Source organism: Allobosea sp. RAF48, assembly GCF_052114025.1.
Taxonomy (GTDB): Bacteria; Pseudomonadota; Alphaproteobacteria; order Rhizobiales; family Beijerinckiaceae; genus Allobosea.
On record NZ_JBFRDZ010000008.1, the window covers coordinates 159655 to 172815 of the forward strand.

Annotated in this window: 16 protein-coding genes; 7 read left to right on the plus strand and 9 right to left on the minus strand. The window is 65.3% G+C overall.

Annotated features, from left to right (window positions below; all coding sequences use genetic code 11):
- Nucleotides 1-23: 23 nt before the first annotated feature.
- Nucleotides 24-731 (minus strand): orotidine-5'-phosphate decarboxylase, encoded by a 708-nt coding sequence (gene pyrF / locus AB4Z10_RS16685; RefSeq protein WP_441471496.1) that lies wholly within the window; start codon nt 729-731, stop codon nt 24-26.
- 141 nt (nt 732-872) lie between these two features.
- Entirely contained in the window at nt 873-1208 is a 336-nt protein-coding gene (locus AB4Z10_RS16690; RefSeq protein WP_441471497.1) for a hypothetical protein, read from the minus strand.
- A gap of 666 nt (nt 1209-1874) precedes the next feature.
- On the opposite strand from AB4Z10_RS16690, the gene AB4Z10_RS16695 reads away from it, so the two are divergent.
- Nucleotides 1875-3662: a peptide ABC transporter substrate-binding protein gene (locus tag AB4Z10_RS16695; RefSeq protein ID WP_441471498.1), complete on the plus strand. Its 1788-nt coding sequence runs from the start codon at nt 1875-1877 to the stop codon at nt 3660-3662.
- 154 nt (nt 3663-3816) lie between these two features.
- Here AB4Z10_RS16695 and AB4Z10_RS16700 read toward each other — a convergent pair whose 3' ends face one another.
- Complete coding sequence (locus AB4Z10_RS16700) at nt 3817-4431, minus strand: LbetaH domain-containing protein (RefSeq protein WP_441471499.1); 615 nt, start codon at nt 4429-4431, stop codon at nt 3817-3819.
- Nucleotides 4432-4680: 249 nt separating this feature from the next.
- Between AB4Z10_RS16700 and AB4Z10_RS16705 the strand changes: the two genes are divergently transcribed.
- A complete protein-coding gene (locus AB4Z10_RS16705) occupies nt 4681-4896 on the plus strand; it encodes a hypothetical protein (RefSeq protein WP_441471500.1) in 216 nt (71 codons plus the stop codon).
- 332 nt (nt 4897-5228) lie between these two features.
- On the opposite strand, the gene AB4Z10_RS16710 is transcribed toward AB4Z10_RS16705, so the two are convergent.
- Complete coding sequence (locus AB4Z10_RS16710; RefSeq protein ID WP_441471501.1) at nt 5229-5705, minus strand: hypothetical protein; 477 nt, start codon at nt 5703-5705, stop codon at nt 5229-5231.
- A gap of 253 nt (nt 5706-5958) precedes the next feature.
- Between AB4Z10_RS16710 and AB4Z10_RS16715 the strand changes: the two genes are divergently transcribed.
- A complete protein-coding gene (locus tag AB4Z10_RS16715) occupies nt 5959-6723 on the plus strand; it encodes a TSUP family transporter (RefSeq protein WP_441471502.1) in 765 nt (254 codons plus the stop codon).
- 25 nt (nt 6724-6748) lie between these two features.
- Here the strand turns inward: AB4Z10_RS16715 and AB4Z10_RS16720 are convergent, their stop codons facing one another.
- The 3 genes from AB4Z10_RS16720 to epmA are packed head-to-tail and all read right to left on the minus strand — an operon-like array spanning nt 6749 to nt 9559.
- Nucleotides 6749-7462: a DsbA family oxidoreductase gene (locus AB4Z10_RS16720; protein ID WP_441471503.1), complete on the minus strand. Its 714-nt coding sequence runs from the start codon at nt 7460-7462 to the stop codon at nt 6749-6751.
- Nucleotides 7431-8498 (minus strand): lysine-2,3-aminomutase-like protein, encoded by a 1068-nt coding sequence (locus tag AB4Z10_RS16725; RefSeq protein ID WP_441471504.1) that lies wholly within the window; start codon nt 8496-8498, stop codon nt 7431-7433. Before AB4Z10_RS16725 ends, AB4Z10_RS16720 begins: the two co-directional genes overlap by 32 nt.
- Nucleotides 8495-9559, minus strand: coding sequence for an EF-P lysine aminoacylase EpmA (gene epmA, locus AB4Z10_RS16730; RefSeq protein ID WP_441471505.1), 1065 nt, complete (start codon nt 9557-9559; stop codon nt 8495-8497). The genes AB4Z10_RS16725 and epmA overlap by 4 nt, the downstream gene beginning before the upstream one ends.
- 117 nt (nt 9560-9676) lie before the next feature.
- Here epmA and efp point away from each other — a divergent pair, with 117 nt between their 5' ends.
- The 4 genes from efp to AB4Z10_RS16750 all read left to right on the plus strand — a co-directional run bounded on the left by efp (nt 9677) and on the right by AB4Z10_RS16750 (nt 12114).
- The gene (efp, locus tag AB4Z10_RS16735) at nt 9677-10246 is read left to right on the plus strand and encodes an elongation factor P (protein WP_441471506.1); all 570 of its coding nucleotides are present in this window, start codon (nt 9677-9679) and stop codon (nt 10244-10246) included.
- An 89-nt stretch (nt 10247-10335) separates the two neighbouring features.
- Complete coding sequence (locus tag AB4Z10_RS16740) at nt 10336-10854, plus strand: DUF1993 domain-containing protein (RefSeq protein WP_441471507.1); 519 nt, start codon at nt 10336-10338, stop codon at nt 10852-10854.
- A 19-nt stretch (nt 10855-10873) separates the two neighbouring features.
- On the plus strand, nt 10874-11353 hold the full coding sequence (locus AB4Z10_RS16745) for a GNAT family N-acetyltransferase (RefSeq protein ID WP_441471508.1): 480 nt from the start codon (nt 10874-10876) through the stop codon (nt 11351-11353).
- A 281-nt stretch (nt 11354-11634) separates the two neighbouring features.
- Nucleotides 11635-12114 carry a hypothetical protein gene (locus AB4Z10_RS16750; protein WP_441471509.1) on the plus strand — a complete coding sequence of 160 codons (480 nt, stop codon included), beginning with the start codon at nt 11635-11637 and terminating at the stop codon, nt 12112-12114.
- A gap of 196 nt (nt 12115-12310) precedes the next feature.
- Here AB4Z10_RS16750 and AB4Z10_RS16755 read toward each other — a convergent pair whose 3' ends face one another.
- Both AB4Z10_RS16755 and AB4Z10_RS16760 read right to left on the minus strand, forming a co-directional pair.
- Nucleotides 12311-12832, minus strand: coding sequence for a rhodanese-like domain-containing protein (locus AB4Z10_RS16755; protein WP_441471510.1), 522 nt, complete (start codon nt 12830-12832; stop codon nt 12311-12313).
- On the minus strand, nt 12829-13161 hold the full coding sequence (locus AB4Z10_RS16760) for an ArsR/SmtB family transcription factor (RefSeq protein WP_441471511.1): 333 nt from the start codon (nt 13159-13161) through the stop codon (nt 12829-12831). Before AB4Z10_RS16760 ends, AB4Z10_RS16755 begins: the two co-directional genes overlap by 4 nt.

Here is a 13161-nt window from a genome sequence, read left to right on the forward strand (position 1 = left end):
CTGAATCGGTTCCGGGCCGGAGCTTACGAAGCTGCGACGATCTCGTCCATGACCGCGCCAGCCGCGGCGCGCGGGTCTGCCGCGCGGATGATGGGACGCCCGACCACGAGATGGTCGGCGCCGACGCGGATCGCCTCGGCCGGGGTGAGCGTGCGCTTCTGGTCGCCGGCGGCGCTGCCGGAGGGGCGGATGCCCGGCGTGACGATGACCATGTCGGGCCCGATGACCTCTCGCACGATCTCCGTCTCCGCAGCCGAGCAGACGATGCCGTCGATGCCGGCTGTCCGCGCCTGCTCGGCGCGCAGGCGCACGAGATCGCGCACCGCCAGCCCATAGCCGGCATCGCGCAGGTCGCTGTCGTCATAGGAGGTCAGCGCGGTGACCGCGAGCAGCTTGAGCGCCGCATCGCCGCGGCCCTCGACGGCACCGCGCATGGTCTGCGGATAGGCGTGTACGGTGAGGAAGGTGACGCCGAGCTTGGTCAGCGATTCCACGCCTTCGCTCACGGTGTTGCCGATGTCGTGGAGCTTGAGGTCGAGGAAGACCTTCTTGCCCTCGGCAACGAGCTGGCGTGCGAGATCGAGCCCGCCGGCGAAGGCGAGGCGATAGCCGATCTTGTAGAAGGTGACGCCGTCGCCGAGCGTAGAGACGAGGCGGTAGGCATCCCACACGGTAGGCACGTCGAGGGCGACGATCAGGCGGTCGCGGACATCGTTGATCTTCTGCATCATCCACCGGCTCCCTGCGTTTTGCGGGAAGGCGCACGATTCGAAGCCGGATGCAAGCGAGCCCTCCGTGAGCGCCGGCCCCCGCGGGAAGCGGCGCGGAGGATCAGTTCCCTCCGCGCGGGAGCCCCAATTGGAGGCTACCGATCACCAACGCTCGTAGCCGCGCCCATAGCCATAACCGGGACGCGGGCCAGGACGGGGACCATAGCCGGGGCCGTAGCCGGGGTGGGGCCGCGGGCCGTAGCCGCGCCCGTATCCGGGCCTACCGCGGCCGTGCTGCTGCTGGCGCATGGTTTCCTGCATGATCATCAGCCTGCGCTCCTTGGCGGCAGTCATGCTGTACTCGACCGGCTGCCTATCGAGGCCGGAGGCAACGCCCGCAGGCAAATCCTGGGCGCTGGCCGCCATGGGCGAGGCGATCACCGCGCCAGCGATCGCAAAAGCACCGGCAATGGTCAAAAAATAGGTCGCTTGCTTCATCTGGTATCCAATCCTCAGGCCGCGTTGCGGCGAACCGCACCAACGTAGTCCTAGCTGGATTGTTCCAACATTGTTGGCAACCCACCCATGCCACTCACGCCTTGTGCGCTGCAGCATAAATGCCCATATTCGTGAAGCCCAAGGCACCCTCCCTCACAACTGAAAGGAGAGATCTGATGCTGGAACGGCACGATTCCGACTGCGCATGCGAGACACAAAGCGAGCGTCGGGAGGATTGCGAGGAGCAGCGGGACGACAAGGAGTTCTCGCCTCGCACCTATCAAGAAGGCTTCTGGAGCTAAGCTTCCATGACAAAAGCGGAGGGCTGACCGGCCCTCCGCCGGTGTACCGGACGCGAGCCTTGCTGGGGCTCCCTTGGGTGCCGGCACGCGCCTCTCCCGCCGGTCGCTCCCTCCGTAGACAATGGCATCCCGACGCCAGTGCTGCACCGCACATGGCCATGGCGCCCAAGGGAATGCGGACAACTGCCATGCGCCGCAAGCAACCCTACCATCCCATCAAAACGCCTTAAGATGGGCTTAAGGTCGCGGCCCGTACGAGATGAGTCGCGATCAAGGCATTACCGTGCCTTGGACTCAGTAAAAACAAGGCTGATACTGATCTATTTCTGGTCGATATCTAGCCGGCGTAATGCGAAGGTCAGTTATGAGCAGTCAATATATCCAGGGAATGGTCGATAATCTGAAAGAGGGCCGCCTGTCGCGGCGCTCCTTCATGCAGCGGATGGCTGCGCTGGGCATCGCCGCCCCGATCGCGAGCCAGATCCTGGCATGGAACGATGTGGCGATGGCGAACGCCACGCTCGAATACAAGCCGACCAAGGCCGGTGGCGGCGGTCCGCTGAAGATGCTGCTCTGGCAGGCCCCGACCCTGCTCAACCCGCATTTCGCCTCCGGCACCAAGGACCAGATCGCCTCGCGCGTTTTCTACGAGCCGCTCGCCGGCTGGGACAAGGAAGGCAACCTCACCCCGCAGCTTGCTGCTGAAGTCCCGACCCGCGCCAATGGCGGCCTCTCGGAGGACGGCACCACCGTCACCTGGAAGCTGAAGCCGGGCGTGAAGTGGCATGACGGCAAGCCGCTCACCGCCGACGACGTCGTCTTCACCTGGGAATACGCTGCCGATCCGGCGACGGCCGCCTACACCACCGGTGCCTACAAGGACATCAAGGTCGAGAAGGTCGACGACCTCACCGTCAAGGTGATCTTCGCCAAGCCGACCCCGTTCTGGGCCGATCCCTTCGTCGGCGTCGCCGGCATGATCATTCCGAAGCATCATTTCGGCGACTACAAGGGCGCCAAGTCGCGCGAGGCGCCGGCGAACCTGAAGCCGGTCGGCACCGGCCCCTACAAGTTCGCGGACTTCAAGCCGGGCGACATCCTCACCGGCACCCTGAACCCCGACTACCACGTCAAGAACCAGCCGCATTTCGACACGTTCGAGATCAAAGGCGGCGGTGACGCGGTCTCGGCAGCGCGCGCCGTGCTCCAGACCGGCGAATACGACTATGCCTGGGACACGCTGGTCGAGGACGAAGTCCTCAAGCGCATGGAAACCGGTGGCCGCGGCAAGATCAGCGCAGCGGCGGCTGGCGACATCGAGTTCATCACGCTGAACACGACCGATCCGTGGACCGAGGTCGACGGCGAGCGCTCGAGCGTCAAGACCAAGCACCCGACGCTGTCGGATCCGGCCGTGCGCCAGGCGATCAACCTGCTGATCGACCGCGACTCGATCCAGAAGTTCATCTATGGCCGCGCCGGCAGCGCCACGGCGAGCTTCGTCAACGAGCCCAAGCAGTTCAAGTCGCAGAAGCTGAAATACGAGTTCAGCATCGACAAGGCCAACAAGATCCTCGACGACGCCGGCTGGAAGAAGGGCTCGGACGGCATCCGCGAGAAGGACGGCAAGAAGCTCAAATACGTCTACCAGACCTCGATCAACGCCCCGCGCCAGAAGGTCCAGGCCATCATCAAGCAGGCCTGCCAGCGCGCCGGCATCGACCTCGAGCTCAAGTCGGTCACGGCTTCGGTGTTCTTCTCGTCGGACGTCGCCAATCCCGACACCTACACCAAGCTCTATGTCGACATGGAGATGTACACGACCACGCAGCCGCAGCCCGATCCGGAGCGCTTCCTCAACCAGTTCGTCTCCTGGGAAGTCGCCAACAAGGAGAACAAGTGGCTGGGCCGCAACGTCTCGCGCTATACCGATCCGGCTGCCGACGAGGCCTACAAGGCCGCCCAGAAGGAGCTCGATCCGGCCAAGCGCGCCGCGCTGCTGATCAAGGTCAACGAGATCTTCTGCGAGGCCAACGTTATCCTGCCGATCCTGTCGCGCAAGAAGGTCGTCGCAGCGGCGAACAACCTCTCCCACGACCATTCCGGCTGGGACGTCGACACCTGGAACCTCGCAGCCTGGTATCGCAGCTAAGAGCTGAGCAGCCCTTCGCGGAGAGATGATCTCCGCGAAGGGCCTGCCGATAAATCGATGCCCCGCCCGCGCATGCAGGCGGGGCATTTCTATTGGGCGGCAGGAGTCAAAACGCCCGATGCGGCGAATGCCCGAGAAGGATAGAAGGCCGGCGTTACAAGTCGGGGCTTTGGTCGACGAGGGCGAGACGTCTCACGATGGTTGCGGGAGAAAGGATAGCGCCGGGAGCAATCACAGCGTTCGCACCAACACGGGTCTTATCGCCAACGAGCGCTCCGAATTTAGGAGTGCCTGTCTCAATCACCTTGCCTTGGTACAAAAAGCGGATGTTTGGTGTGTCAAACTCATTTCGGTAGTTGGCGACGATTGAGCCCGCTTCCAAATTGACAGCCTGACCGAGAACACTGTCTCCAACAAAGTTGAAATGAGCGAGTTTTGAGCCCCTAAACATAATGGTCGACTTCAATTCGACTCCGGGACCGATTACGCAGTCTTGATCAATCCAACAGCCGCCACGTAGCAAACTTCCGGCAGCAATAAAGCACTTTTGTCCAATGATCAGCGGACCTTTCAATAGTGCTCCACCCTCCACGACCGCGGTCTTGTGCACTGCGACCTGCCCGTCACGAACATAATTGTTATCAAGTCTATCTAGCAGTCCTTGAACAATTTCCTGCGACCTGCGGGCGACGCCCCATGCTTCCTCGCTGGAGAACGAGGCGAAGGGGGAGCTTCGCCATAAGGCAACATGCGCGTCGAGAATGCTCACCGCCATCTCTCCATCCGTGGCGCGACCGTTTAAGCGGCTTAGCACAGTGATCTGCAATGGGTCGTGAATGCCTGTCGCGCCAGGCCTCGGGCTTCTCTTCGAAGTTGGCGCATTTGCCGCTCCATCGTTGGGTCCAACGGTGATGGATCAAGCTTTTCGCGAAGAGACCCTCTGTCCCTTTTTCATGCTTGCGGACCGCGATCTGGCTCCTAAATCTGTTGGCATCGAGGGCTTGGGGGAGCAGGAGACGTGCCATTCTCATCGCTGAATGATCCTGTTGACCTCGCTCGCGCGCAGGCAGCGCTGGAAGCTGCCTGGCAGGACGTCAAACCGGCCAATATCGACGTGTTTGACGAGCGAGGGCGGACCAGACTGGCCTATATCGTCGCAGCGCTGGTCGCGGTCGCAGAAGACGAGGACGATCTGAGGCGGCGCGCAGTCGAGCGATATCGCCACACAACCTGACGATCGAAGGCCCCGGCCCATGGGAGACTTTCCGATCTATCGCCCTTGGCCCTGGCCGGCCGCGGCCGGGAGCGGCGGCGCGATGCGCGCGGGAAACTGCAGCGATACCGCACCCACAAGCGCGACGAGCCCGATGACCGCGAGCCAAAGCCAAAAATCCAGAGGCGGTTTCCTGCGAGGAGGCATATCTTAGGAAGCCCGGATCGCAGGGGTTGTTCCTTACCAAGTGATTTCCCGGGCAGAAGGCCGCAGCAGGGACCGCATGCGACTGGCCAATGCGTCGATCGGAGACACCTCTGCAGGCGGGACCACGCCGAATACCGATCAGCTCGTCACTCGACCGGCGTGCACTCCATCCGCACGCGCTCGCCGGGTTGGCTCGCTGTCTGACAGCTCACCCTGGCCGGCAGTAGCGGCGAGGCCGTCGGCGTCGATCCCGTCGGTGCGGCCGTCGTGACCGCAGCAGCTGGGATGATAACGGGGACCGGAGCCGGCGTCGCAGGCCGGGTGCGCGACGAGGCCAGCTGCGGCGCGTGGTGGAGGACGGGCTTGGGCTTCGGTTGGGGCCGGACCGCTGGCAGCACCGGCGGCTCCTCGACCGGCTCGGTTGCCTGAGGCAGGCTCTGTGCGGTGACGACCGCCGGCGGAGGCTGTTCGGGAGACGCGCGCCACGGCGTCCACGAACTCAGCCGCGTGAAGGCCTCCATGGTCGGCCGAGTGATCGTCTCGGCGGTCGGCATCGACTGCATGCAGCCGGAAAGCGCAAAGCCGAAAATACATACGGCTGCGCGGTTCGGGATCGACAGCATCTTCGCCGCTCCTGCTGTAGATTGATCGCGAGCGGGCCGATGGTGCCCGCCCTGCCCCCGTCGAGTCAACCTTTGGCCGCATTCGCGGGAGGCAGAACGGTCGCGGGCGTGGCCTGATCGCAACGCAACCGCGACGACGCCATGACAGGGCGATGGCGATCCGCCAGCGCACATCAGCTTTGCCGGAAAACGGATTCCGGCGGAGGCGCCGATGCTTTAGGGCTCGCGCTCCGTTCTCTGGAGACAGCCGACGATGTCCGTGGCCACGCTGATCGGCTTCCTGCTGCTGACCGGCGTTGCCGCCTATGCCCAGACGCTGACGGGCTTCGCCTTCGGCCTGATCACCATGGGCGGTGTCGGACTGTCCGGGCTGATCTCGCTGCCCGACGCAGCGATGCTCGTCAGCCTGCTGACCCTGGTCAACGCGACGCAAATGCTGCTGAAGGGCTGGCGCGACGTCGCCTGGCGCGAATTCTGGATGGTGATGGCCGCGAGCCTGCCCGCGCTCTTCATCGGCTACCGGTTGCTCGAATGGCTCGCCGACAGCCAGGCCGATCTGCTGAGGCTGGCCCTGGGTTTCGTCATCATCGTCTCGAGCCTGCAGCTCGCGCGCAAGCCACATCCGCGGGAGCGGCTGTCCGGCGCGCCGAGCTTCCTGTTCTTCGGCAGCGTCGCCGGGCTGATGGGCGGGATGTTCTCGACCTCCGGCCCGCCGCTGGTCTACCACTTCTACCGGCAGCCGATGACGCTGGTGACGATCCGCGAGACGCTGGTGACGGTGTTCGCCCTCAATGCGCTCTGCCGCACCGGGCTGGTGGCTGCATCAGGCCACATCCCCTCGCCCTCGGTCCTCTCGGGGCTACTCGCCGTGCCGGTCGTCATGGCCGCGACGCATCTCGCTCGGCGCTATCCACCCGCCATCTCGCCAACGGCGCTGCGGCGGATCGTCTTCATCCTGCTGTTCCTGTCGGGCGTTGCGCTCGCGGCGCCGGGCCTGGTTCATCTGGCGCGCGCCTGACGGCGCGCCCCAGGATCACGGCCGCTCAGAACTGCGGCATCTCCGGCTGCTGCTGCGCTGCCAGAACCTGCTGGAAGGCCTGAGCCCAGACCTCCGGCGGCTGCGCGCCCGAAATTGCGAGCTTGCCGTCGACGATGAAGAAGGGCACGCCGTTGACGCCGACCTTGCGGGCGTGATCCTCCAGCCCGATCACGGTCTCGCGCAGCTCGTCATTGGCGAGTTCGTCGCGGGCGGCCTGCTCGTCGAAACCCTGTTCGACGGCGATCTGGACCAGCGTCTCGATATCGCCAATGTCGCGCCCATCCTGCCAATAGGCCTTGAACAGGGCGGCTGCCATATCGCCGCCGCGCTGCACCGTCGAGGCAGCCGCGATCAGCATATGGGCCATGCGCGTGTTGACGCTCTTCGTCACCTTCGCCCAGTTGAAGGTGACGCCGCTCTCCAGCGCCGCTTCCGACAGCCGCAGCTCGATTTCCTTGCGCTTGCCCGGGCCGAACTTGGCCTCCAGATACTGCGTGCGGTCCATGCCCTCATCGGGCATGTCCGGGTTGAGCTCATAGGGCAGCCAGGTGATGGCGAAGCGCTCGGTCAGCCCATGGCGGGCAAGCGCCGTCTCCAGCCGCGTCTTGCCGATGAAGCACCACGGACAGGCAATGTCCGAGACGATCACGAGCGGCAGCTTGTCCTGCATGTCGATGTCCTTCGTATCAGGCGGGCGGATAGCGATGCTGCCCACCATGTCGGTCTTCGGCGATGGCTTCCGCACCCGGCATCTCGCAACCGGAGAGGAAGGAAGGGCCGACCGGAATCTTGCCGGCGCCGCCGGGGATGTCGAGGATATAGGTCGGCTGGCACAGCCCCGAAAGGTGTCCGCGCAGGCTTTTGACCAGCGCCTGCCCCTCTTCCAGCGTCAGCCGGAAATGCGAGGTGCCGGGCGCGAGATCGGGATGATGCAGATAGTAGGGCTTGATGCGGTTCTCGACGAAGGCCCGCATCAGGGCGCCGAGCGTTGCGACATCGGCGTTGACGCCCCTGAGCAGCACGGACTGACTCAGCAGCACATGGCCGGCATCGGCCAGGGTCGCGATGGCCGCGCGGGCGTCATCCGTGAACTCGCGCGGATGGTTGGCGTGAACAGCGATATAGCTCGCCTTGCCGGGGATGCGCAGCGCCCTGGCATAGTCCGGCGTGATCCGGCCGGGATCGACGACGGGCACGCGGGTGTGCCAGCGCGCGACCTTGATATGCGGGATGCTGGCAAGGCGCTTGGCGACTTCGCGGATGCGGCGGGCGGAGAGGATGAAGGGATCGCCACCGGTCATGATGACTTCCCAGATCTCGGGATGGGAGGCGAGATAGGCGAGCGCTGCGTCGAGCTTGGCGCCGGTCAGCGCGTCACCGCCCGGGCCGACCATTTCGCGCCGGAAGCAGAAGCGGCAATAAACCGGACAGGCATGGACGAGCTTGAGCAAGGCGCGGTCGGGATAGCGATGCACCACGCCTTCGACCGGCGAATGGGCGTCGTCGCCGATCGGATCGGCCAGTTCCTGCGGCAGCGTGACGAGTTCGGCGGCATCAGGAATGAACTGGCGCGCAATCGGATCGGCCGGGTCCGTGGGATCGACCAGCCCGGCGACGGCTGGTGTCACTGAGACGGCATAGCGCTCCGCCACCTTCTGCAGGGCTTCACGACGCTCGGGCGCGGCAAGCCCGGCCTCGACGAGCGCGTCGATGCTGCGCAGCGGCTGGCCTCCGGGGGGCTGGTGAACGGTCATGCGCCTCCCCTGCCCGGTTCCGCAACCGGCGTCCAGAGCACATCCTCGATCCGACGCGCAGCCGTGCAGAGCATGACGAGCCGGTCGAAGCCGAGCGCAATGCCGGACGCCGCCGGCATCAGCGCCAGCGCTTCCAGGAAATCGGCATCGATCGGATAGCGCTCGCCATAGATGCGCTCCTTCTCGTCCATGTCGGCCTCGAAACGGCGGCGCTGCTCGGCCGGGTCGGTGAGCTCGCCGAAGGCATTGGCGAGCTCGACACCGCAGGCATAGAACTCGAAGCGCTCGGCCACGCGCGGATCGCCGGGCTTCGGCCGGGCGAGCGCGGCCTCGCTGATCGGGTATTCGCAGAGGATCGTGGCACGGCCGCGGCCGAGATGCGGTTCGACGCGCTCGGACAGCACGCGGCTGAAGATGTCCGACCAGCTATCGTCGTCAGCCAGCCGGATGCCGGCGGCGAGCGCCTGAGCGGCCAGCGCGGCGCGGTCCGTCGCGCCGTTGGGCGAGACGGTCGCAAGCAGGTCGATGCCGGCATGGCGCGCGAACGCACCGTGCAGCGTGAGCCGCTCGGGCTCGGCGAGGGGATCAGCCTCGCTGTCGCGCCAGCGCAGCAGGGTCGCCCCGGCGGCGCGGGCCGCCTCGGCCATCAGTGCGGCGCAATCCTGCATCAGCACCGCGTAATCCTCGCCAGCGCGATACCATTCGAGCATCGTAAATTCGGGGTGGTGCAGTGCCGTGCGCTCGCGGTTGCGGAAGACGCGGGCGAAATCGAAGATGCGCGTCTCGCCGGCCGCCAGCAGCTTCTTGGCCGCAAATTCCGGCGAGGTATGCAGGTAATAGGGATGCGACTGCGCGGCATTGTCGATCAGCGTCGTGCCGAAGCCGTGCAGATGCGTCTCGTTGCCGGGCGAGCGCTGCAGGATCGCCGCCTCGACCTCGATGAAGTCGCGCGCCTCGAACCAGCGCCTGAGCGCCGTCTTGATCCGCCCGCGGGCGAGAAGGGCCGGGCGGCGGTCGGCATGAACATCGGGGCGCCAGAACGGCGTGGGGGACGAACTCATCGAATCTCGCGTCGGAACCGTCGGGAAGCTTCCGTTTCGCGCGCGAATGCGGTAGTTGCGCGGCGACAGGAATTCGCATAGCGCGCGAGAACGCCGCGCACCAGCAAGGACATTCACGTGGTCAAGGTCATCGCCTCTTCCGTCCGCAAGGGCAACGTCCTCGAGCTCGACGGGCATCTCTGCACCGTCATTTCGGCCGAGAGCTTCTTCCCCGGCAAGGGCACGCCGACGACGCAGATCGACATGCGCCGCATCGCCGACGGCGTGAAGATGACGCAGCGCTACAAGACGACCGAGCAGGTCGAGCGCGCCTATGTCGAAGACCGCGACTTCACCTATCTCTATCAGGACGGCGAACAGTACGTCTTCATGAACCCGGAGACCTACGACCAGATCCATGTCGACAAGGACGTCGTGGGCGACGCGGCCCCTTATCTCCAGGAGAACATGAAGGTCTCGCTCTCGGTGTTCGAGGACAAGGCCGTGGCGATCGAGCTGCCGCAGCGCGTCACGCTCGAGGTCGTCGAGACCGAGCCGGTGACCAAGGGCCAGACGGCCTCCTCCTCCTACAAGCCGGCGATCCTCTCCAACGGCGTGCGCAGCGCCGTGCCGCCGCATGTTGGCGTCGGCACCCGCATCGTCGTGATGACGGCCGACGGCTCCTATGTCGAGCGCGCGAAGGATTGATCTGCTGGAGCAGAGCAAGCTGAAAGAATATTCTTTATAACGATGCGCAGCGGGCCCTTTCCGGGCCCGTTGTCGTTTCGAGGTTTCCCATGCCACTCACAGTCCAGGCCGCCGCCCTTTCCGGCTTCGTGCAGACGCTCAAGGCGCTCGACGCCATTCTCGACAAAGCCCTGGAGCAGGCCGAGACCCGCAAGATCCAGCCCGAAGTGCTGCTGACGGCGCGTCTCGCTCCCGACATGCTGGCCTTCACCCGCCAGATCCAGCTCTGCTGCGATTTCGCCAAGAACGCCGTGGCGCGGCTCTCGGGCGGCGACAACCCGCGCTTCCCCGACGAGGAGAAGAGCTTCCCGGAGCTGAAGGAGCGCATCGCCAAGACGCTGGCCTTCGTCGCCGCCGCCGACAGCGCCGCTCTCGATGCCGGGCTTTCCCGCGAGGTCACCTTCCCGCGTGGCCCCTCGGCAACCGTGACGATGACAGGCGAGGCCTATCTCACCCGCTTCGCCATCCCGAACTTCTATTTCCACGCCACGACGGCCTACGACATCCTGCGCGAGAACGGCTTCCAGATCGGCAAGCAGGACTTCCTGCTCGGCGTCTTCGACGCCTGAGGCTAGAACGGGCCGGGGCATGCCCGCGGCGCCTGCGATCACGATCGAACGCGCCTCTCCCCGGGATGCCGGGGAGATTGCCGCGCTTTATCTGGCCTCGCGCACCGAAGCCCTGCCCTATCTGCGCCGCTGCCATAGCGACGAGGAGATACGGGGCTGGATCGAGGCCGTGAGGCTGCCCACGGGCGAGACCTGGGTCGCACGCGAGGCCGGGCGCATCCTCGGCTTCTTGTCACTCGACGGCGGGGAACTCGACCAGCTCTATCTGCTGCCCGGGCATTTCAGGCGCGGCATCGGCTCGCTCCTGCTTGCCAAGGCCAGAGAACGCAGCCCCGACGGCCTCAGCCTGTTCACTTTCCAGCGGAATACGGCCGCGCGGGCCTTCTATGAACGCCATGGCTTCCGCCTCGTCGATCTCAATGACGGCACGCGCAACGAGGAGGGCGAGCCGGACGCGCTTTACGAGTGGCGGAAATCGTCGGCCACCGAGGGCTTGTAATCGGCGACCAGCCTTCCCATCTCAGGGTCACGATGATGTATCGAGGGCGTTCCACTGCTCTCCATCTTCGTTGAAGACGGCCATGAGCCGAACGTGTGACGCCGGATGTACGCGCGCCCGTTCCGGACATGGCCGTTGGCTTTTAGAATGCCCGTAGCGCCCTGGCGCTGCGGGCTTTTTCTTGCGCCCGGGGACGGAAGCGCGCGCAATGTTCATTGTATGTTCATATCAAAAAGCGCAGATTGAGTGTGAGGCGAGGCTCATTTGATGGGAGGTTCGTCATGATCTCAACCTTCAGCAGCAACAAGATGGTTGTCACGGCTTTCGCCGCGGCAGCGCTCTCCATGGGCGTCATCGCATGGTCGGCCCCCGCCGAGGCGCGGTTCGGTGGCGGCGGCTTTGGCGGTGGCGGCATGGCGTTCCATGGCGGCGGCAGCTTCCATGGTGGCGGCATGGCCTTTCGCGGCGGCGGTGTCCCGATGCGCGGTTTCGGGGGCGGCGGGTTCGCGCGTCAGGGTTTTGCGCGCCCGGCATTCGTGGGCCCCGGCTTCGTCCGGCCAGGCTTTGCCAACCGGGCGGTGTTCTTCCATGACCGGCGGTTCTACAATAACCGCTTCTTCTACGGTCCGGCCTTCGCGTTCGGCGTGGGAGCGCCCTACTACTACAACAGCTATTATGGCGACGACTGCTACTATGTGTGGCGGCGCAGTTTCGATCCGTGGGGCTATGTCGTCGCTCGCCGCGTGCTGGTCTGCCAGTGACACGGCCCTTCACGGGGCGCGACAGCTTCAGCGGCGGCAGCCCGCACCGCCGCGAAGCGATGCGGATGTGCCGGTCACGCTCGCAGTAAGCGATCGTGCGGCGTTTCATCGCGATTGACGACGACCATGAGCCGAACATGGGAGGCCGATGCACGTGCACCGTTCCCGCCGCATGGCCGTTGGCGTTTTGGCGCCGCTATGATGCGGGCGCCGCGCGGTTCCAAGGCATGCGCGCGAGCAGCATGGCCAGTCCGCACCAGCCCGTCGCACCGGCAAAGGCCAGCATCGCCCCCATGATCCCGGCAATGGCGAAAGCCACAGTCAGACCGGCAAAGCCGGCGAGGACCAGGAGCGCGACCATCATTCCGACGATCATCTGAACCTGGCGGAAGATCGACAGCCGCGGACCGGCGTTGCCGACGATCGGCAAGCCAGCGGCCCGCCAGGCGACGATGCCGCCATCGAGGCTGACGCTCTCCGCCCGCTGGGCGGCAAGCGCGCAGGCCTGAGCACTTCGCATACCGCTCTGGCACTGGAAGATCAGCGTCCGGTCGCGGGGCAGTTGCGCCAGCGCGCCCGGCAAGCCGCTCAGCGGCAGGGAGACCGCGAGCGGGATATGGCTGGCGGCAAATTCGGCCGGCTCGCGCACATCGATCAGGAGCGCTTCGCCAGCGGCCAGCTGACGCTGCGCCTCTTGCGGGGAAAGGGAACGGGTCATGATGGCTGCCTTCCGCAGAAGTGGACGTAGAGCACCCCCATCAGCTCCATCACGGCCGGATGGGCGATGAAATAGTGCAGGGTTCGGTGGTCACGCCGGAAATCGACGATGCCCTCCGCCTTCAACTTCGCCAGATGCTGGGACATCGAGGTCTGCGCGATGGCGGTTTCGGCGATCAGTTCGCCGACGCTGCGCTCGCCCTTCGACAAGGCGCAGAGGATCAGCAGTCGCTGCGGATTGGCGAGCCCCTTCAGGAAGCCCGCCACCCCTTCGGCCTTCTCAGCCATCGCCTCGGCCAGCGCCGGCTCTTGCTTCGTTTCATAATTCAT

Bases quoted from the DNA above. Each gene is read 5' to 3' on its own strand.
- pyrF (WP_441471496.1), bottom strand. From the start codon at position 731: ATGATGCAGAAGATCAACGATGTCCGCGACCGCCTGATCGTCGCCCTC.
- AB4Z10_RS16690 (WP_441471497.1), bottom strand. From the start codon at position 1,208: ATGAAGCAAGCGACCTATTTTTTGACCATTGCCGGTGCTTTTGCGATC.
- AB4Z10_RS16695 (WP_441471498.1), top strand. From the start codon at position 1,875: ATGAGCAGTCAATATATCCAGGGAATGGTCGATAATCTGAAAGAGGGC.
- AB4Z10_RS16710 (WP_441471501.1), bottom strand. From the start codon at position 5,705: ATGCTGTCGATCCCGAACCGCGCAGCCGTATGTATTTTCGGCTTTGCG.
- AB4Z10_RS16715 (WP_441471502.1), top strand. From the start codon at position 5,959: ATGTCCGTGGCCACGCTGATCGGCTTCCTGCTGCTGACCGGCGTTGCC.
- AB4Z10_RS16720 (WP_441471503.1), bottom strand. From the start codon at position 7,462: ATGGTGGGCAGCATCGCTATCCGCCCGCCTGATACGAAGGACATCGAC.
- AB4Z10_RS16725 (WP_441471504.1), bottom strand. From the start codon at position 8,498: ATGACCGTTCACCAGCCCCCCGGAGGCCAGCCGCTGCGCAGCATCGAC.
- epmA (WP_441471505.1), bottom strand. From the start codon at position 9,559: ATGAGTTCGTCCCCCACGCCGTTCTGGCGCCCCGATGTTCATGCCGAC.
- AB4Z10_RS16740 (WP_441471507.1), top strand. From the start codon at position 10,336: ATGCCACTCACAGTCCAGGCCGCCGCCCTTTCCGGCTTCGTGCAGACG.
- AB4Z10_RS16745 (WP_441471508.1), top strand. From the start codon at position 10,874: ATGCCCGCGGCGCCTGCGATCACGATCGAACGCGCCTCTCCCCGGGAT.
- AB4Z10_RS16750 (WP_441471509.1), top strand. From the start codon at position 11,635: ATGATCTCAACCTTCAGCAGCAACAAGATGGTTGTCACGGCTTTCGCC.
- AB4Z10_RS16755 (WP_441471510.1), bottom strand. From the start codon at position 12,832: ATGACCCGTTCCCTTTCCCCGCAAGAGGCGCAGCGTCAGCTGGCCGCT.
- AB4Z10_RS16760 (WP_441471511.1), bottom strand. From the start codon at position 13,161: ATGAATTATGAAACGAAGCAAGAGCCGGCGCTGGCCGAGGCGATGGCT.